The 19341-nt window shown below is 64.9% G+C and carries 20 protein-coding genes and 1 tRNA gene; 18 read left to right on the forward strand and 3 right to left on the reverse strand.

What is annotated here, in order from left to right:
• Positions 1-23: 23 nt before the first annotated feature.
• Positions 24-830 carry an undecaprenyl-diphosphate phosphatase gene (locus tag X741_RS154280; RefSeq protein ID WP_023777694.1) on the reverse strand — a complete coding sequence of 269 codons (807 nt, stop codon included), beginning with the start codon at positions 828-830 and terminating at the stop codon, positions 24-26.
• A 320-nt stretch (positions 831-1150) separates the two neighbouring features.
• Between X741_RS154280 and X741_RS154275 the strand changes: the two genes are divergently transcribed.
• The 9 genes from X741_RS154275 (at position 1151) to X741_RS154235 (ending at position 9886) form a co-directional block, all read left to right on the forward strand.
• Positions 1151-1843: a glutathione S-transferase family protein gene (locus X741_RS154275; RefSeq protein WP_023777695.1), complete on the forward strand. Its 693-nt coding sequence runs from the start codon at positions 1151-1153 to the stop codon at positions 1841-1843.
• A complete protein-coding gene (gene queG / locus X741_RS154270) occupies positions 1824-2978 on the forward strand; it encodes a tRNA epoxyqueuosine(34) reductase QueG (RefSeq protein WP_023777696.1) in 1155 nt (384 codons plus the stop codon). Before X741_RS154275 ends, queG begins: the two co-directional genes overlap by 20 nt.
• Positions 2975-3874, forward strand: a complete 900-nt coding sequence (locus X741_RS154265) for an SDR family oxidoreductase (protein ID WP_023777697.1) — start codon at positions 2975-2977, stop codon at positions 3872-3874. The genes queG and X741_RS154265 overlap by 4 nt, the downstream gene beginning before the upstream one ends.
• A gap of 50 nt (positions 3875-3924) precedes the next feature.
• On the forward strand, positions 3925-5004 hold the full coding sequence (mepA, locus tag X741_RS154260; protein ID WP_023765321.1) for a penicillin-insensitive murein endopeptidase: 1080 nt from the start codon (positions 3925-3927) through the stop codon (positions 5002-5004).
• Between the two features lie 178 nt (positions 5005-5182).
• Positions 5183-6202, forward strand: coding sequence for a glucokinase (locus tag X741_RS154255; protein WP_023777698.1), 1020 nt, complete (start codon positions 5183-5185; stop codon positions 6200-6202).
• A 143-nt stretch (positions 6203-6345) separates the two neighbouring features.
• A complete protein-coding gene (locus tag X741_RS154250) occupies positions 6346-8205 on the forward strand; it encodes an ABC transporter ATP-binding protein (protein ID WP_023777699.1) in 1860 nt (619 codons plus the stop codon).
• Positions 8202-9065: a 4-hydroxy-tetrahydrodipicolinate reductase gene (gene dapB / locus X741_RS154245; RefSeq protein ID WP_023777700.1), complete on the forward strand. Its 864-nt coding sequence runs from the start codon at positions 8202-8204 to the stop codon at positions 9063-9065. Before X741_RS154250 ends, dapB begins: the two co-directional genes overlap by 4 nt.
• A gap of 40 nt (positions 9066-9105) precedes the next feature.
• Positions 9106-9726: a 2,3-bisphosphoglycerate-dependent phosphoglycerate mutase gene (locus X741_RS154240; RefSeq protein ID WP_023777701.1), complete on the forward strand. Its 621-nt coding sequence runs from the start codon at positions 9106-9108 to the stop codon at positions 9724-9726.
• Between the two features lie 75 nt (positions 9727-9801).
• Positions 9802-9886 (forward strand) — tRNA-Leu (locus X741_RS154235).
• Positions 9887-9958: 72 nt separating this feature from the next.
• Here X741_RS154235 and X741_RS154230 read toward each other — a convergent pair.
• Positions 9959-10702: a cation transporter gene (locus X741_RS154230; protein WP_023777702.1), complete on the reverse strand. Its 744-nt coding sequence runs from the start codon at positions 10700-10702 to the stop codon at positions 9959-9961.
• A gap of 62 nt (positions 10703-10764) precedes the next feature.
• Here X741_RS154230 and X741_RS154225 point away from each other — a divergent pair, with 62 nt between their 5' ends.
• Positions 10765-11190, forward strand: a complete 426-nt coding sequence (locus X741_RS154225; RefSeq protein WP_023777703.1) for a helix-turn-helix domain-containing protein — start codon at positions 10765-10767, stop codon at positions 11188-11190.
• Between the two features lie 65 nt (positions 11191-11255).
• Here X741_RS154225 and X741_RS0134520 read toward each other — a convergent pair whose 3' ends face one another.
• On the reverse strand, positions 11256-11789 hold the full coding sequence (locus tag X741_RS0134520) for a DUF6428 family protein (RefSeq protein ID WP_245272698.1): 534 nt from the start codon (positions 11787-11789) through the stop codon (positions 11256-11258).
• Between the two features lie 42 nt (positions 11790-11831).
• On the opposite strand from X741_RS0134520, the gene X741_RS154220 reads away from it, so the two are divergent.
• The 8 genes from X741_RS154220 (at position 11832) to X741_RS154185 (ending at position 19323) form a co-directional block, all read left to right on the forward strand.
• Positions 11832-12188: a metalloregulator ArsR/SmtB family transcription factor gene (locus X741_RS154220; protein ID WP_023765328.1), complete on the forward strand. Its 357-nt coding sequence runs from the start codon at positions 11832-11834 to the stop codon at positions 12186-12188.
• Positions 12181-12876, forward strand: a complete 696-nt coding sequence (locus tag X741_RS154215; RefSeq protein ID WP_023777704.1) for an MIP/aquaporin family protein — start codon at positions 12181-12183, stop codon at positions 12874-12876. The genes X741_RS154220 and X741_RS154215 overlap by 8 nt, the downstream gene beginning before the upstream one ends.
• Positions 12873-13280 (forward strand): arsenate reductase (glutaredoxin), encoded by a 408-nt coding sequence (gene arsC, locus X741_RS154210; RefSeq protein WP_023777705.1) that lies wholly within the window; start codon positions 12873-12875, stop codon positions 13278-13280. The genes X741_RS154215 and arsC overlap by 4 nt, the downstream gene beginning before the upstream one ends.
• Positions 13280-14494, forward strand: coding sequence for an MFS transporter (locus tag X741_RS154205; protein ID WP_023777706.1), 1215 nt, complete (start codon positions 13280-13282; stop codon positions 14492-14494). The genes arsC and X741_RS154205 overlap by 1 nt, the downstream gene beginning before the upstream one ends.
• A 133-nt stretch (positions 14495-14627) precedes the next feature.
• A complete protein-coding gene (locus tag X741_RS154200; protein WP_031250003.1) occupies positions 14628-15989 on the forward strand; it encodes a DUF1800 domain-containing protein in 1362 nt (453 codons plus the stop codon).
• Positions 15990-16003: 14 nt separating this feature from the next.
• Positions 16004-17188, forward strand: a complete 1185-nt coding sequence (locus tag X741_RS154195) for a DUF1501 domain-containing protein (protein ID WP_023777708.1) — start codon at positions 16004-16006, stop codon at positions 17186-17188.
• A gap of 137 nt (positions 17189-17325) precedes the next feature.
• Complete coding sequence (locus X741_RS154190; RefSeq protein WP_023777709.1) at positions 17326-18990, forward strand: cyclic nucleotide-binding domain-containing thioredoxin-disulfide reductase; 1665 nt, start codon at positions 17326-17328, stop codon at positions 18988-18990.
• 24 nt (positions 18991-19014) lie between these two features.
• The gene (locus tag X741_RS154185) at positions 19015-19323 is read left to right on the forward strand and encodes a UBP-type zinc finger domain-containing protein (RefSeq protein WP_023777710.1); all 309 of its coding nucleotides are present in this window, start codon (positions 19015-19017) and stop codon (positions 19321-19323) included.
• The last annotated feature ends 18 nt before the right edge of the window (positions 19324-19341 follow it).

The following is a 19341-nucleotide window of genomic DNA, read 5'->3' on the forward strand; positions in this document are numbered from 1 at the left end:
CCGTCCGCTACGCGGACCACTCCTCACCCCCAGATCATCAACGCCACCAGTCCGACGCCGCCGACCACCAGCCGCCACCAGCCGAACAGCGAATAGCCGTTGCGCGAGACGTAATCGAGCAGGAAGCGCACCACGATGAGTGCCGTGACGAAGGCGGCGACGAAGCCGATGGCGATGATCGGCAGGTCGGCACTGCTCAGCACATTGCGGTTCTTGAACAGGTCGAAGGCGAAGGCGCCGACCATGGTCGGAATGGCGAGGAAGAACGAAAACTCCGCCGCCGCCCGCTTGTCGACGCCCAAAAGCAGCGCGCCGACGATGGTCGAGCCCGAGCGCGATGTGCCGGGAATCAGCGACAGGCACTGGAACAGGCCGATCTGCAGGTAAAGCCGGGTCGGAAACCGCTCGACGTCGCGATAGACTGGCTTGAGGTTCATGCGGTCCACCGCCAGCAGCACGACGCCGCCGATGATCAGCATGATGCAGATCAGCCTTGGGGATTCGAACAGCACCGTCTTGATGAAATCATGCGCCAGCGCGCCGATGATCGCCGCCGGCAGGAAGGCGATGAGGATGCCGATGACGAAATGCCTGGTCAGCCGGTCGTGCGGCAGTTCGAGCAGCATTTTCCAGAGGCGGCGGAAATAAACGCTGAGGATCGCCAGGATGGCGCCGAGCTGGATCAGGATCTCGAAGGCCTTGCCGGTCGAGTGGAAGCCGAGGAAATGGCCGGCGAGCAGGATATGACCGGTCGAGGACACCGGTATGAACTCGGTCAGCCCCTCCAGCAGGCCGAGCAGCAGGGCTTCGACGAAGGTCTGGCTTTCCATGGCTACCTCGGCATTTGCGTGATGGCTGACAGAACGGCTTGCTTGTCATGGCCTGCAAGTCCCCCTATAGGTCGCAGCACCCTGACGGCCCGCTAACCGGGCGGCCAAGACTTACCGGTGCGCCCTGCGATTCGCCAGTGTGGCAATCCGGAATTCGCCACAGCTGGGACGAGCGCGATGCGCGAATTCCGGATTCTGAGCCACACTGCCAACTTAAGTTCTGGTGTGGTTTGGATTTGAAGTTCCTGAACGCGGATGCCGTTGAGGGGACAGGAACTTCAAATCCGAACCACACCAGTGCGCTTTATCATCGCGGAACCATGCTGACGCTTTTCCACCATCCCATGTTCGCCACCTGCCGCTTTGTCCGCCTCGCCTTTGGCGAGTATGGCGAGGAGCTGGCGCTGATCGAGGAGAAGCCGTGGACGCGGCGCAAGGAGTTCCTGGCGCTGAACCCGGCCGGCACGCTGCCGATCCTTTTGGCCGAAGGCGACGTGCCGATCGTCGGTGCGACGGTCATCTCGGAATATCTCGACGAGACGCGCGGGGTCTTGAAGCGCGACAAGCGGCTGTTTGCCGAGGACCCGATGCAGCGTGCCGAAATCCGCCGGCTGATCGACTGGTATCTCAACAAGGCCGAAAGCGAGGTCACAAGGCATCTGGTGCGCGAGCGCGTGCTGAAGCCGATCATGCCGGAAACGGCGGGCGGCGGCTCACCCGATTCAGGCGCGATCCGTGCGGCGCGCGCCAACATCCGCCAGCACATGAAATACACCAACTGGCTGGCCGGCACCCGCCATTGGCTGGCCGGTTCCAGGGTCACCTATGCCGATCTCGCCGCCGCCGCGACGCTGTCGGTGCTCGACTATCTCGGCGAGATCGACTGGCGTGAACACGCTGCCGCGCGCGAGTGGTACACGCGGGTGAAGTCGCGGCCCTCCTTCCGGCCGCTTTTGACCGACCGGGTGCGCGGCCTGTCGCCGGTGTCGCATTATGCGGACCTCGACTTCTGACGCCGCGAAACTGCGCGCGCTGATCGACGCGGAGGCGCGTCGCGCCGGCTTCGACGCCGTCGCCGTCACCTCTCCCGATGCGATCCCGTTGGCGCCGTCGCGGCTGGCCGAATTCGTCGCCGACGGTTTTCACGGCTCGATGGACTGGATCGCCGAGACGCTTGCGCGGCGCAGCGAGCCTTCCACGCTCTGGCCTGAAGTGCGCTCTATCATCGTGCTGGCGATGAACTACGGACCGGACCACGATCCGCGCGACCTGCTGGCCAGGCGCGACCGGGGCGCGATCTCGGTCTATGCGCAAAACCGCGACTATCACGAGGTGATGAAGGGGCGGCTGAAGGAGATCGCCGGCAAGATCGTCGCGCGCGCCGGCGGCGACGTCAAAGTGTTCGTCGACACCGCACCGGTCATGGAAAAGCCGCTGGCGGAAGCCGCGGGCCTGGGCTGGCAGGGAAAGCACACCAATCTAGTCAGCCGCGAACACGGTTCCTGGCTGTTCCTCGGCACTATCTTCACCACCGCCGAACTTGCGCCCGACCGGGCCGAGATCGACCATTGCGGCTCCTGCCGCGCCTGCCTCGATGCGTGCCCGACCGATGCCTTCCCGGCGCCCTATAGGCTCGATGCGCGGCGCTGCATCTCCTACCTCACCATCGAGAACAAAGGGCCGATCCCGCATGAATTCCGCGAGGCGATCGGCAACCGCATCTATGGCTGCGACGATTGTCTAGCCGCTTGCCCCTGGAACAAGTTCGCCAGGGCGGCTTCCGAGGCAAAACTCGCCGCGCGCGACGATCTGCGCGAACCGGCGATCACCGACCTGCTCGAACTGGACGATGCGGCCTTCCGTGCCTTCTTCTCGGGCTCGCCGATAAAGCGCATCGGCCGCGACCGCTTCCTCCGCAACGTTTTGATCGCAGCCGGCAATTCCGGTGATCCCGCGCTCGCCGGCACCGTGCGCGGACTGCTGGACGATGCCTCGCCTCTGGTGCGGGGCGCGGCAATATGGGCGCTGGCGCGGCTTGTGCCCGATGCCGAATATGCCGAACGGGCCGCCATCGGCCTGGCAACCGAGAACGATGCGGCGGTGCGCGAGGAATGGCGCCTGGCGCGGCCAACCAGGGCACATGCATGAGCGAAAAACAGGTCTTCATCTTCGGCGCCGGCTACTCGGGCAAGGCCTTTGCCCGGGCCAACCCGGGTGCTGCCGCGATCATCGGCACCACGCGCTCGCCCGACAAATTCGAGGCGCTGCGCCAGGCCGGCATCGCACCGCTGTTGTTCGACGGCGCGCTGACCGCTGAAGTCGGCGAGGCGCTGAAGAAAACGACGCATCTGGTGATCTCGGTCGCCCCCGACGACGCCGGCGATCCCGTGCTGAATGCCGCCCGCGCGGCGATCGCTCGAATGCCGGCGCTGGAGTGGATCGGCTATCTCTCCACCGTCGGCGTCTATGGTGATTATGCCGGCGCCTGGGTCGATGAAACAGCCGAATGCCGGCCGGTGTCGAAGCGCTCGGTGATGCGGGTCGCGGCGGAACAGGATTGGCTGAAGCTCGGCCGGGATATCGGCCGGCCGGTGGCGATCCTGCGGCTATCGGGCATTTACGGTCCGGGCCGCAACGCCCTGGTCAATTTGGAAAACGGCACCGCGAGGCGATTGGTCAAGCCGGACCAGGTGTTCAACCGCATCCATTGCGACGACATTGCCGGCGCGCTCTGGCAGCTCATCGGGAGCAACAAAGGCGGCATCTTCAACGTCACCGATGATGAGCCGGCGCCGCCGCAGGATGTCGTCGCCTATGCCGCGTCGCTGATGGGCGTCACGCCGCCGCCCGAAATTCCTTTCGACACTGCCCAACTTTCGCCCATGGCGCGGTCCTTCTATGGCGAAAACAAACGGGTCGCCAATGCGGCGATCAAGGCGGCGGGCTATCGTTTTCGCTTTCCGGATTACCGCACCGCCTTCGACCATATGTGGGCTGACGGCAACTGGCGCGACGGCGAGGCGCGCAGCCCGATGAAGCGCTGACTGTTGCGTGCTATGATTCGGTCTTGGGCTTGCGTTGGGGATCCGGTTTCATGAATACGGCGATGCGGCTGGGCAAGAAATCACTGTTGGCGGCGGCACTTGGCCTGCTCGCTCTCGCTGCGCAGCCTGCAATGGCCGAGGAGCGGGCCAAAGACCTGTTCGGCGCCAAGAAACTGCCGGCGGCGACCGCGGCGCAGTCGATCGGCTTCTACTCCAAGGGCTGTTTCGCCGGCGGCGTCGCCATTCCAATGGACGGCCCGACCTGGGAGGTGATGCGCCCCTCGCGCAACCGCCGCTGGGGCCATCCGGCGATGATCGCGGTGATCGAGAAATTGTCGCGCGACGCTGCCGCCGATGGCTGGCCCGGCCTTTTGATCGGCGACATTTCGCAACCGCGCGGCGGCCCGATGATGACCGGCCATGCCTCGCACCAGATCGGCCTCGACGCCGATATCTGGCTGACGCCGATGCCCAGCCGACCGCTGTCGACGGCACAGCGCGAATCGATGAGCGCCACCTTGATGGTCGACGAGAAGACCCATCTGGTGAAGGACGCATTGTGGACGCCGCAGCACACGGCGCTTCTGAAACGGGCGGCAAGCTATCCGCAAGTCGAGCGCATCCTGGTCAATCCGGGCATCAAGAAAAAGCTCTGCGACACCGTCAAGGGCGACCGCGCTTGGCTGCGCAAGGTCAGGCCGTTCTGGGGCCACGACTATCATTTCCACATGCGCATCGGCTGCCAGCCGGGTTCGCCCAATTGCAAGGCCCAGGAAACGACGCCGGATGATGACGGCTGTGGCAAGCCATTGGCCTGGTGGTTCACGCAGGAGCCGTGGCGGCCCAACAAGAACCCCGATGCGCCGAAAGCCCGTGACGTGATGACGATGGCGAACCTGCCCAGCGAATGCCGCGCCGTGCTCGACGCGCCGGGGCCGGCCTCGGCCGAAGCCGCGACCTACCATGGCGGCGCCGTGCCGGTCGCGGTGGTCGCATCCGAACCGGAAGCGCCGGCACAGCCCGTCACCACGGTCAGCGGCGCTGGCGATTTGCCAAGCGCGGCCAATGCGTTCGCAGCCACCCCCAGGATGGGCGCTCCGGTGCCACGTCCGCGACCGCCGGCGAACTGACCGCCGCGCACAATGATAGCGTCCCTCGCCCCGTTTACGGGAGAGGATGCCGGCAGGCAGGTGAGGGGCGGCGCCGGCGCTTGAAAACTGGCACTGAAGCGGCTTTCCCTTTGCGGGACCATGCGCTAGTCAACGACGAGGCAGCGAGAAGCTGCCGAGAACGAGGCGGACGAAGAGCATGGCAGGCGATGACGACACTTTGCTGCGGTTTCCGATCCTGATCGGCGACATCGGCGGCACCAATGCGCGCTTTTCGATCGTGCTCGACGCCAATTCCGAACCTACCGAGCCGCAAATCGTCCAGACCGCCAACTACAACACCATCGACGAGGCGATCCAGGCGGCCGTGCTCGACCGCTCGTCGGTGCGGCCCAATTCGGCGGTGCTGGCGGTGGCCGGGCCAGTCGACGGCGACGAGATCGAACTCACCAACTGCCCTTGGGTGGTCAAGCCCAAGCAGATGTTTGCCAATGTCGGCCTGAGCGACATCGTCGTGCTCAACGATTTCGAGGCGCAGGCGCTGGCCGTCGTCGCGCTCGGCGAGGAGCACATGGAAAAGATCGGCGGCGGCACGCCGGAGCCCAATGCCGGACGTGTGGTGCTCGGACCCGGAACGGGCCTCGGCGTTGCCGGGCTGGTCCATGCGCTGCGCCACTGGATCCCGGTGCCCGGTGAGGGCGGCCATATGGACATAGGCCCACGCACGCCACGCGATTTCGAGGTTTTCCCGCATATCGAGAAGCTCGAGGGCCGCATTTCGGGCGAACAGATCCTGTGCGGACGCGGTCTCGTCAACGTCTACCGGGCGGTGGCCAAGGCCGACGGCAAGCCAGCGCCCTTCACCACGCCGGCCGAGGTCACCGGCGCGGCATTGGCCAAGACCGATCCGGTCGCGCAGGAAGCGCTGGAGACTTTCGTCACCTGCCTCGGGCGCACCGCCGGCGACCTTGCCCTTGTGTTCATGAGCCGTGGCGGCGTGTTCTTGACCGGCGGCATCGCGCAGAAGATCGTGCCGGCGCTGAAGCAAGGCAATTTTCGCGCTGCCTTCGAGGACAAGGCGCCGCACAGCGCGCTGATGCGCACCATGCCGGTCTATGTCATCACCCATCCGCTGGCCGCACTTCTGGGCCTTGCCGCCTATGCCAGGAACCCGTCGCTATTCGGCGTCCAGACGGCGGGCCGGCGCTGGCAGGCCTGAAGCTCAAGGGCCGCGATCCGCTTGGGCGCCCGCGACGAAGTTAATCAGCCGCGGCCATAGGCAAGCCGGCCGCATGGCGCTAAGAGGGGTGCCGAATTTGCAGCCCGGTCCTACGAGGCGGAAAACCACAAAGCGCTCCCGATTTGACCCTTCAAGCCCCACACAAACAGAAAGTCCGGCCCAGCGAGGTCACGGCGGTGCTCCGCCGCATCCTCGCTGAAAATGGCAATGAGTATCGCTGGACCTATGTCGTTGCCGTCACCTGCCTGCTGATTGTTTCCGGCACCACTGCCTTCACGGCGTGGATCATGGCCCCGATGATCAACCAGATATTCTACGAACGGCGCGGCGATATGATCGTCTGGATCTGCGCCGGTTTCATGGGCGCCTCGGTGCTGCGCGGCTTCGCCGGCTATGGCCAGGCCGTCGCGCTGGCCAAGATCGGCAACAATCTGGTCGCGCGCTACCAGAAGCGCAGCTTCGACCATCTGATGAAGCTCGGCGTCGACTTCTTCAACGATACGCGTTCCGGTCGGCTGGCGGCACAGGTCAACGAGAATGTCGGCGGCGTTCGCGATCTTCTGTCGCTGACGCTGACCTCAATCAGCCGCGACGCGGTCACGCTGGTCGCTCTCGTCGGCGTCATGATCTACCAGGATCCGGTGTTGTCGCTCAGCTCGCTGCTGATCGGCCCGCCGCTGATCTGGGCCGTCGTCTACATCACCCGCCGGCTGCGGCGCATCAACCGGGAATCCGTGCTGATCAATTCGCGGCTGAACGGATCCGTGCAGGAGGCCACGCAGGGCATCGCCATCGTCAAGGCCTTCACCCTGGAGCAGGAACTCGCACGCCGCATCGGCATCATGGCCGATACGGCCGAGCAGCGTAACAACAAGATCGCCCGCGTCTCGGAGCGGCTGTCGCCGATTTCCGAGATCCTGGGCGGCCTCGCCATTACCTCCGTGCTTGCCTATTCCGGCTACCGGGCGTTGGTGCTGGGGCAACCGCCGGGCGCGGTGTTTTCCTTCATCACCGCGCTGATCATGGCCTACGACCCGGCAAGACGCCTGGCGCGCACACAGGTGGGCATGGAACGTGCGCTGGTCAACGCGCGCATGATTTACGAGCTGCTGGACCTGGAGCCGAAACAGGGCGACGCGTCCGATGCCGTCGAGGCCAGGATCACCACCGGCGAGGTGCGGTTCGACAATGTGACGTTCGGCTACAGCGCCGACCTGCCGGTGCTGAGGGATCTGAGCTTTACCGCCGCCGCCGGCAAGGTGACGGCGATCGTCGGTGCGTCGGGCGCCGGCAAATCGACGCTGGTGGCGCTCCTGCAGCGCTTCTACGACGTCGACCAGGGCACCATCGAGGTCGATGGCCAGGACATCTCGAAAGTGACCAAGCATTCGCTGCGGCAGTCGATCGCCTATGTGGCGCAGGCACCTTATCTGTTCGAGGGCACGATCCGCGACAACATCCGCTACGGCCGTCTGTCGGCCACGGACGCCGAGATCGAACAGGCGGCCAAACAGGCGGCAGCCGACGAGTTCATCCGCCAGCAGCCGCAAGGTTACGACACGCCGGTCGGCGAAGGCGGCTCGACCCTTTCCGGCGGCCAGCGCCAGCGCGTCTCGATCGCCCGCGCCATCGTGCGCCAGGCACCGATCCTGCTGCTCGACGAGGCCACATCGGCGCTCGACAACGAGGCCGAGGCGCGCGTCCAGGAGGCGCTGACGCATGTCATGCAGGGGCGCACGACGATCGTCATCGCGCACCGGCTGTCGACGGTGATCAATGCCGACCACATCATCGTGCTGGAAGAGGGACGGCTGGTCGAGGAAGGCACGCACGCGACACTGATGGCCGACCCGGACAGCATCTATGCCCGCTTCCACCGCATACAGGGCGTCAAGGGCCTGGGGCTTGTCGACGACAGCGCGCCGATCCAAACTTCGGGTCGAGACCTAGGGACGCGGAACATCGCCGGGAGCACGGCATGAGCGAGACATCGGCAACGACCGGCAAGCCTGCAAGCGATGGCAAGCCTACAGGCGATATGGGCCTCGTGGTCGTGGGCGCGGCCGGCCGCATGGGCCAGACGCTGATCCGCGCCATCCACACCATTCCGGGCGCGCGCGTCATCGGCGCCGTCGAGCGGGCGGGCTCACCCCATCTGGGCAAGGATGCCGGCGAGCTGGCGGGCATCGGCATCATCAATGTGCCGATATCAGACGATCCGCTGCCGGCCTTCGCCAAGGCCGACGGCGTGCTCGATTTCACCACGCCGGCCTCGACGGTCGAGTTTGCCGGCTACGCGGCACAGGCGCGCATCGTCCATGTCATCGGCACCACCGGCTGCTCGGCGCAAGACAATGCGAAAATTGCTGCCGCCGCGCGCCACGCGACGATCGTCAAGTCGGGCAATATGAGCCTCGGCGTCAATTTGCTGGCGGTGCTGGTCGAACAGGCAGCGCGCGCGCTCGACGCCGACGATTTCGACATCGAGATCCTCGAAATGCACCACAGGCACAAGGTCGACGCGCCGTCCGGCACCGCGTTGCTGCTCGGCGAGGCTGCCGCCGCCGGACGCGATATCGCGTTGGCCGGCAATGACGTGCGTTCACGCGACGGCCACACAGGCGTGCGAAAAACCGGCTCGATCGGCTTTGCCACGCTGCGCGGCGGCTCTGTCGTCGGCGACCACAGCGTGATCCTGGCCGGCACCGGCGAGCGCATCACGCTGTCTCATCATGCCGAGGACCGTGCCATCTTCGCCCGCGGTGCCGTCAAGGCGGCGCTTTGGGCACGCGGCAAGAAGCCGGGGCTGTATTCGATGCGGGACGTGCTCGGCTTAAGCTGAGGCGGACCGTCACATCTTGTAGCGATTGTAGGGAGCAAACATGTCGAGAACCCTCGTGCTCGTGCGCCACGGCCAGAGCGAATGGAATTTGAAGAACCTGTTCACCGGCTGGCGCGACGTCGACCTGACCGAGCAGGGCCATGCCGAGGCCAAGGCCGCCGGGCAAAAACTGAAGGCGCGTGGCCTGAAGTTCGACATCGCCTTCACCTCCGCCCTGGTCCGGGCGCAGAAGACCTGCCAGCATATTCTCGACGCCGTCGGCCAGAGCGACCTCCAGACCATCCGCGACCAGGCGCTGAACGAGCGCGACTATGGCGACCTTTCCGGCCTCAACAAGGACGATGCCCGCAAGAAATGGGGCGAGGACCAGGTGCACGTCTGGCGCCGCTCCTACGACGTGCCGCCGCCCGGCGGCGAAAGCCTGAAGGACACCGGCGCGCGCGTCTGGCCCTATTACCTGCATGACATGCAGTCGCACGTGCTGCGCGGCGGCACCGTGCTGGTTGCCGCCCACGGCAACTCGCTGCGCGCGCTGATCATGGCGCTGGACGGCAAGTCGGGCGAGGAGATCGTCAAGCTCGAACTCGGCACTGGCGTGCCGGTCATCTACCAGCTCAACGCCGATTCCACCGTCGCGTCGAAGGAAGTGCTGGAGGGCTGAGCCGGCAAGCGGCGAACCGCTTTGAAAAAAGCGCGTTGACAGCAATCACTTGCCCGCTTACATGAGCCCGCACCAGCCCAGATGGCGGAATTGGTAGACGCGCACGGTTCAGGTCCGTGTTCCGCAAGGAGTGGAGGTTCGAGTCCTCTTCTGGGCACCAAATTCCCGTTTCGAACCGTTTTATGTGGTTCAGACGCTTAGACAAAAAGCCCGGTTCGTCCGGGCTTTTTTGTTATTCCGCGGCAGCAAGCTGTCGGCCCTGGCTGTACTCAGACCAAGCCTGTCTCAGGATCTGAACGGACGAGGTCAGGAATATCCCGGCCATCAGTGCGGCGACGACGAGATCCGGCCAGGCGGTGGATGTGCTCCAAACCCCTATGGCGGCAGCCATCACCACCACATTTCCGATGGTGTCGTTGCGCGAGCAAAGCCAGACCGAGCGGACATTCGCGTCGCCATCCTTGTAGGGACGCAGCAGCAGGACGGAGGCGAGGTTTGCCGCCAGCGCCATGAAGCCGATGACACCCATGACCTCCGCACTCGGAACGCCGAGGATCATGGTCTGGTAGGCCGTCGAGCCGAACACCCACAGCGCCATAACGAACAGCGACAGGCCCTTGAACAAGGCCGCCGTCGCGCGTGTCTGCAGGGTCGCGCCGATCACGGCGAGGCTGAGGCCGTAGGTGACGGTATCGGCGAGGAAGTCCAAGGCATCGGCCTTGAGGGCTTGCGATCCGGCCAGCTGCCCGGCAACCATCTCGGTGAGGAACATCGCGCCGTTGATCGCAATGACAGCCCAAAGCACGCGTTTGTAGCGAATATCCATGCCATCGAAGAGGGCCACGCCGCCCGAGCAGCATGAGGCATTCGCCGAGCCCACACCTGCCGCTTCCGCCTTGCCGATCCCGGCCGGCAGCACCAGAGGCGGCGGGCCTGCGCAGATCGTTGTTTCGTGAGCGCAGCAATCGTGAGCCATTGAAAATCTCCATGTTTCAAGCCACTCTAGTTCCTCTAGCCACTAGAGGTTCAAGGGGTTTTATGGATTTCTCAATCGGCAAGCTTTCGCGGCGAACGGCGGTGAAGGTCCCCACCATCCGCTACTATGAGCAGATCGGCCTGCTGCCGGCGCCACCGCGCACCGACGGGCAGCAAAGACGCTACGCCAAGGGCGCCGTTTCGAGGCTGGCTTTCATCAAACACGCCCGCGAACTGGGCTTTGAGATCGACGCCATTCGGACGCTGCTGGCGCTTCAGGACAGACCAGAGCAGTCCTGTGCGTCAGCCGACGCCATAGCCAAGGCCCGGCTGGCGGAAGTCGAGAGCAGGATCGCCAGCCTCAACGCTCTGCGACTGGAGCTGGCACGCATGGTCGATGAGTGCGCCTGCGGCCGGGTGGCTGAATGCCGGGTCATCGAGACTTTGGCTGATCGGAGCCATGAACACGGCCCTTTGGCCCTGGGGTGAAGTGTCCAATCCGCGTGGGCTCTGCTCGGCGGCCAGCCAAATGTCAGCTGCAGCACGGCTTTCCCTCAATTGCCGGTGCAACATGAAACGCTGGCCTTCTGTTGCGCCTCGAGCCATCGGTCGCGCGGCTTGCAGCTCGCTGGCCGCGGTGACAAGTCGACACGCACGGTGCCCGCGACGATTTCGGGCAGGGCCGCGCTGTAGAGTTGCATGGGCCGCACGCCGTCGCTGACCTCGAAGGTCAGCTTGGCCGAATGGTCGAGCCCGACATGCTCGGTTACCTTGCGGATGATGGCTGAGAACCTGGCCGCCGGCATATGCGTGCGTTCGGCCTCATCCACATCAAGCAACTGCACAAAGATCTCCGACCAGGATTCGGGATTGGCGCCGCAATCGAGCGCGGCGAACTGGCCGGCCTTCACTTCGGTCACGTGGTAGCCAGACCGCACCGCGTGTCCGTCATAGACAAACACCAGGGCTTTTTCCCCGTGGGCGGACAGGAACCCAAGCAAGCCCTCTATGGTGATGTCGGCCGAGCCGGGCGGCAGGATATGGTCGAATTCGGGGTGGTCGAATTCGGTGTTGTCAGGGCCGACCATCTGCGGTAATCCTTATTTTGATATTTTTAGGATTATTGAAATATGGATGAACGTCAAGCCCTTTCCGCATTCGGGGCGCTGTCGCAGGAAACGCGCCTGAGGCTTTTGCGGCGGCTGGTCATTGCCGGGCCAGACGGCATCGCCGCCGGCGTCCTGGCCGAGCAGATGGAGGTCTCGCCCTCCAACGTCAGCTTTCACCTGAAGGAACTTGAACGCGCCGGCCTGGTCGCTGCGCGGCGAGATTCCAGGTCGATTGTCTATAGCGCCGCGTATGACGCGCTGACCGGCCTTATCCGGTTTTTGATGGAGGATTGCTGCTCCGGCCGGCCGGAAATCTGTTCGCCGGCGCTCAACCCGACATGCTGCGTCCCGAACGATGGAAGCCGTGCCGATGCCTGAATACAGCGTGCCGCGCCGTGTCGCGGCCGAGGCGCTCGGTACTGCTTTCCTCGTCGCCACGGTGGTCGGCTCCGGCATCATGGCCGAGACGCTGACGCAGGACAAAGCTGTTGCGTTGCTCGGCAACACGCTGCCGACAGGCGCCATTCTTGTGGTCCTCATCACCATCCTGGCGCCCATCTCCGGAGCGCATTTCAATCCGGCGGTCACGCTGGTCTTCACAGTCCTGCGGCAGCTGCCGATGAGCTTGGCTGGACTGTACATCGTGGCCCAGACCCTCGGCGGCATTGCCGGCACGGTGACGGCGCACGCAATGTTCGGCCAGTCGTTCGTGCAGGCCTCAACGCATATACGCACCGGCGGCGCTCAATGGCTGTCTGAAGGTGTCGCGACCTTTGGCCTGGTCGCCGTCATCCTGGCGGGCGTGCGGTTCGAGCGGAAAGCTGTTCCCTGGCTGGTCGGTCTCTACATCACCGCCGCTTACTGGTTCACGGCATCGACGTCGTTCGCCAACCCCGCGGTTGCCCTGGCGCGTTCGCTGTCCAACACCTTTTCCGGCATTCGGCCTGCCGACCTTCCCGGGTTCATCGTCGCCGAACTGGCCGGCGCACTCATCGCCGCCGGCACGATGAGCTGGCTGCTTTCGCCAGCCTCGACCGTCGCACACACCGAAAGGGCAGCACCATGACTGTCACCATCTATCACAACCCGGCTTGCGGCACGTCACGCAACACGCTGGCTCTGATCGAAGCGAGCGGCGAAACGCCCGAAATCATCGAGTATCTGAAAAATCCACCCTCGCGCTCTCGCCTTGTCGGCCTGCTCAAGGCCATGAGCATGCCCGCGCGGGCGCTGCTGCGTGAGAAGGGCACGCCCTATGCCGAGTTGGGCCTGGCTGACGCAAAATGGAGCGAGGACGAGTTGATCGACCAGATGCTCGCCCATCCAATTCTTATCAACCGGCCGATTGTCGAGACCCCGCGCGGCACGCGGCTTTGCCGGCCGTCGGAACTGGTGCTGGACTTGCTCGACCACCCCGTGGTCAGCTTCACCAAGGAGGATGGTGAAGCGGTGACCTATCCCGCCCGTTGATGAGCCGAGACCAATCGACGCCGGACCGTCGCGTCATCGTCACGACGCTCGGGCTCACGCAAATCATGGCGTGGGGCTCTTCCTACTACCTGCCGGCCGTGATTGGCCCTGCCGTGTCGGCTCGAACCGGCTGGCCGTTTCCCTGGGTGATCGGCAGCCTGTCGCTCGGGCTGTTGGTCGCGGGCCTGATATCGCCGCATGTCGGGGCGGCAATCGAACGCCATGGCGGCCGCATGACACTCGCCTTCAGCGCCGTTTGCCTCGGCATCGGCCAAGCCGTGCTTGCCGCGTCGCCGAACCTGCCCGTCTTCGTCGCCGGCTGGCTCATCATGGGTTTCGGAATGGGCGCCGGCCTTTACGATGCGGCCTTCGGCACGCTCGGACGGCTGTATGGGCGCGGTGCCCGTTCGACGATCACCAGCCTGACGCTGTTTGGCGGCTTCGCCAGCACGGTGTGCTGGCCGATTTCGGCGCTTCTGCTCGATGCGTTCGGCTGGCGCGGCGTGTGCCTGGTGTATGCGGCAATCCAGCTCCTGGTGGCGTTGCCCGCCTATCTGCTCGTGCTGCCGCGTGGCGTTCCCGCCGAACCCCCGCTCGCGGCGGCCACCGGCCCGGAAGCCGGCCTGGCGCCGCGCAGCCTGCCCCTGATGGCCACGCTGGCGGCAAGCATCACGCTGTCGGCGGTCATATCATCGACATTGTCGGTGCATCTGCTGACCGTGTTGCAATCGACTGGGCTTGCACTCGCTGCCGCGGTTGGCCTTGGCGCGCTGGTTGGCCCTTCGCAGGTCGGTGCCCGGGCCGTAGAGATGGCCATCGCCCGCTATCATCATCCGATATGGACCAAACTGGCCTCGGTGGCATTTGTCGTCTTCGGCGTTGCTGCGCTGTGGACCGGACTGCCGATGCTGCCCGTCGCCCTTGCGCTTTACGGCGCCGGCATCGGCCTGGAATCCATCGCGCGTGGCACGTTGCCTCTGGCGCTGTTTGGCGCCCCCGGTTACGCGAAACTGATGGGACGGCTTGCCATGCCAAGCTTGATTGCCCAGGCCGCCGCGCCTTCGCTGGGCGCTCTCTTGCTGGAGCATGTCGGCGCGTCGGGCTTGCTGTCGGTGCTGCTTGGGCTCGCCCTTGTCAATGTCCTATTGGTCGCCGCTCTGCTCACTTTTAAACGCAACTCCTCGCGACCTGTCCGCACCATCGTACCATCCTAGTCTAGATCGGATACACCGGTCGCGTACCACTATTGCACGATAGCATACCTCCACCGGCCGCTTTTTTTTGCTGGTTGGCAACGTATGTTGCCCAGTACGTTCAATATTGAGTCCATGGACAGGGTGGGAATGAGTGGTTTTCGCATCCGCTTCGATTGGTTATCATCGTTTCGGACTCGGGCCGCGATCCCGCGATCTGTCTCTATTGGATGGCGATCCACGCACTGTTCTTCTCAATGAGCTGGATGAGCCGGACATTGCCCTCCTTACTGGTGGAGGTCTCCTGTCCGCCGCCGAAATCATCACGCAACGACATCGCCAGGATCACCTTCCGCGCGGCTATCTCGCGGCGGCGATCCGCCGCCTCACCTTCTTCGTGCCGATCGATCGCCGGGTGCTCGAAGCGGAAGTGCGGGCCCGGATAGACCGCGCCCTGATCGCCAGGACAGGGCTCGTCGAGCGGCTGGTGACATTCTGGATGAACCATTTCGTGGTCGAGACCAGTGCCAATGGCACTGTCCGGCGCACCGCGGCGGCATTCGAGCGGGAAGCCATCCGGCCTTTCGTGCTCGGGCGGTTCGAAGACATGCTTGTCGCTGTAACCCGGCACCCGGCAATGCTTTCCTACTTCAACAGCGCCAATTCGGTCGGGCCGAATTCGGTGATCGGGCGCCGGTCCGGGCGCGGCTGCAATGAAAACCACGCGCGCGAATTGCTGGAATTGCACACGGTCGGGGTCGAGGCGGGCTATTCGCAGGCAGATGTCAGCGCGCTGTCGAAAGTGTTGACCGGCTGGAGTTACAGGGGCGCCAGCGAGGATGATGAACTCGCCGATGACTACGGCCGCTTTTGCTTCACCGCGGATGCACACGAGCCTGGCGGCCAGCAGGTCATGGATGTCGACTATCCGCAAACCGGCGTGGATCAGGGCGAAGCGGTTCTGTCCGCCCTGGCGGGCCATGAAGCAACGGCAAGGCGGATCGCCTGGAAGCTCGTCCGTCACTTCATCAACGATGATCCCGCGCCCGACATTGCCGAAACGATCGCGGCAATCTTCCTGGAGAGTGCCGGGGATCTGAAAGCGTGCGTACGAATGCTGCTTCTCCACGACAAGGCGTGGGGCCCGGCGGTGAAGATCAAGAGTCCCAGCGAATTCCTGTGGTCGGCTCTCAGGGCACTGGATCTCCGCACCGATGTCGCGCAGGTCGCGCGCGTGTTGAGTGCACTTGGGCAGCCATTGTGGAATCCGAACGCTCCCAATGGCTTTCCTGATCACGCCGATAGCTGGCTGGCGGGCAATGCGATGACCGATCGCCTCGATTTCGCCGAAGAGCTGGCGGCGCGCGCCCGTGTCGACCTGGATCCGCTGGCCCTCGTCGATGCGGTGCTGGGCACGGCCTGTTCCGCAACCACGCGGGAGCATATCGCGCACGCCCGAAGCAGATCCCAGGCGCTGGCTTTGCTGCTCATGAGCCCGGAGTTCCAACGCAGATGACGGGGACGCCCCCCATGCCTGCCTCAAACGGCAGTTTCGTCGCCTGGTCGAGAATGCCACGCATGGCCCACGCGGCGCCGCGCGATCCACGGATGGTGGTCGTGATCCTGCGCGGAGCCTTGGACGGTCTGGCCGTTACGCCACCCATCGGGGACCCGGATTACGCGCGGTTGCGGGGCGAGCTTGCGATTGGCGTGGCCGGCATAGGCCGCATCCTGTCATTGGACGGGTTTTTCGGCTTGCACGACGCAATGCGGACATTGCACGACCACTACGTGGCCGGCGACACCCTGATCGTCCATGCCGCCGCCACGCCCTACAGGGATCGATCCCATTTCGACGGCCAGGATGTCCTGGAAAGCGGCATGCCCGGACCGAGAGATACAGCATCCGGCTGGCTCAATCGTGCGGTGCTGGAACTTCCGGTCGGCGACCGGATCGAGGTTGCCCGGCCGGTCGGACTGGCCGTCAGCCCCACTGTCCCGCTGATTTTCCGCGGTGCCGCACCCACATTGACATGGACGCCGCCAAATTTCCGGTCAGCCTCCCCGGACACGCAAGATCGCCTCATGGGGCTTTATGGCGAAATCGATCCGGCGCTCTTGCGTGCCTTTATCGAGGGCCGCGAGATAGACAGCCTGTCGGCTCATGGCGACGATCCGGTGCCGCGCACAAGAATGGCCGGGCCTTCCTTTCGCGAAGCTGCGGAGGGCGCGGCGAAATTGCTTGCGGCCGAGTCCGGCCCGCGCATTGCCGCACTCAGCTTCGACGGCTGGGACACGCACGCGAAAGAGGGCGCCAAGGACGGGAAGCTGGCAAGGCTGTTGGCGGCCCTGGACGGCGCTTTGGAGGGTTTGGTCAGCGGCCTGAAGTCCGTCTGGCACGATACCGTTATCGTGGTCATCACCGAATTCGGGCGTACGGCGCGGATCAACGGCAATGAGGGGACCGATCACGGTACCGCCACGACGGCCTTCCTGATGGGTGGCGCCGTCAACGGCGGACGGGTGGTCGCGGACTGGCCGGGACTTGGAACCTCGCAATTGTATCAAGGCCGGGACCTGATGCCGACCACCGATCTTCGGGCGGTGCTGAAGGGCCTTCTGCGCGACCATCTCGGCATCTCGGAGCTCGCTTTGTCGCAGCGTGTATTCCCGTCCAGCGTCGCCGTCAGGCCTTTGAACGGGCTGATCGGGTAGCGCGCGCTGAACATCTGCGCCCGACGCCGTCTGTCGGCACCTCGTGTCGCTGGCCTCGCCTCCCGGCTAGGCATCAAACAAACCGCTTCAAACCCGACGCCCGCTTCGTTACGCTCAAGACCATGTCTCAATCCAGCATGTCTCAATCCAGCACCGCGATCTTCGGCGCCCGTCGCGACCAGGCCTTTCCAACGCTGGCCGAGGTGGACATCGACCGGATGCGCCGGTTCGGCGAGGCCGCCGCCTATGCCGCCGGCGAGCCCATCATCAAGGCCGGCGACGTGGCGCCAGGCCTGATCCTCGTGCTGTCGGGCAAGGTCGATATCACACAGGATGGCGGGCTCGGCCGGCGCGAGACCATCGTCACCCATGGACCCGGCAGCTTCGTCGGCGAACTGGCGCAGCTTTCGGCCCGCCCCTCGCTGGTCAATGCCGAGGCCGCCGAACCGGTCGAGGCGTTCGTCATCCCCTCGCAGCGTGTGCGCGACCTGATGGTGCAGGAGGCCAATCTCGGCGAGCGCATCATGCGGGCGCTGATCCTGCGCCGTGTCGGGCTGCTGGAAAGCGCTACCAGCGGGCCGATCATCATCGGACCATCAGACAATGCCGACGTGTTGCGGCTGCAGGGCTTCCTGGCCCGCAGCGGCCAGCCGCACCGCGTGCTCGATTCCGCCAGCGACCCCTGCGCCAAAACCCTGGTCGAGCGCTTCGACGTCGATCCACACCATCTGCCGGTCGTGCTGTGTCCGAACGGCAGGCTGCTGCGCAACCCCACCGAGAAAGACCTCGCCCGCTGCATCGGCCTGCTCAGGCCGATCGACGCCGATACGCTGTATGACGTCGCCATTGTCGGCGCCGGGCCGGCTGGGCTGGCGGCCGCGGTCTATGCGGCGTCCGAAGGGCTGTCGACCATCGTGCTCGACTGCCGGGCGTTCGGCGGGCAGGCCGGCGCCTCCTCGCGCATCGAAAACTATCTCGGTTTCCCGACAGGCATTACCGGCATGGCGCTGATGGCGCGCGCCTACAACCAGGCGCAGAAATTCGGCGTCGAAATGGTGATCCCCGACGAGGCGAAGCTGTTGAGCGCCGCGACCGACAAATCCGGCGCCCGCTATCTGCTCGATGTCGGCGACGGCGAGACCGTGCGCGCGCGCAGCGTGGTCATCGCCAGCGGCGCGCGCTATCGCCGCCTCGATGTCGCCAATTTGACGCAGTTCGAGGGAACCTCCGTGCACTATTGGGCCTCGCCCATCGAAGGGCGGCTCTGCGCCGGCCAGGAAGTGGCGCTGGTCGGCGCCGGCAATTCGGCGGGCCAAGCCGCGGTCTACCTCGCCAGCCATGCGCACAAGGTGGTGCTTTTGGCGCGTGGTGGCAGCCTCGAAGCCTCGATGTCGCGCTATCTGGTGGAGCGCATCAGGGCGCAGCCGAACATCGAGGTGCTGACCGAGACCGAAATCGAGGCGCTGGAGGGCGAGGGCGGCAATCTTGCCACGGTGCGCTGGCGCAACCGCGTCAGCGGCGAGGAGACGACACGCCCGATCCGCCATCTCTTCCTGTTCATCGGCGCCGACCCCAACACCGACTGGCTCGCGCAGTGCAACGTGACGCTGGATGCCAAGGGGTTCATCCGCACCGGGTCAGAGCTGGGGCCGGCGCACGGCCTGATGGAGACCAGCCTCGGCGGCGTGTTTGCCATTGGCGACGTGCGCTGCGGCTCGGTCAAGCGCGTCGCGGCGGCCGTCGGCGAGGGTGCCCAGGTGGTCGCCGCATTGCATGCCTATCTTGCGCAAACGAAGAGTTGAGCCTCAACTGGCAGGGAGAGTGTGATGGCGGATGAATGCAAGCATGCGGCTGGGATCAAGGACGTTACGCCGAGCGCGCTTGGCTGCGAGGAGTGCCTGAAAAGCGGCTCGTGGTGGGTGCATCTGCGGCTCTGCCGCACCTGCGGCCATGTCGGCTGCTGCGACGACTCGCCCAACCGCCATGCGACAAAACATTTTCATGCCACCAGCCATCCGATCATCGAAGGCTACGATCCGCCGGAAGGCTGGGGCTGGTGCTATGTCGACGAGGTCTTTCTCGACCTCGGCGACCGCACGACGCCGCAGAACGGTCCGATCCCGCGATTTTATTGAGACCGTCCCGGAGGCGGT

The sequence above is a fragment of the Mesorhizobium sp. LNHC221B00 genome, from assembly GCF_000502935.1.
Classification (GTDB): domain Bacteria; phylum Pseudomonadota; class Alphaproteobacteria; order Rhizobiales; family Rhizobiaceae; genus Mesorhizobium; species Mesorhizobium opportunistum.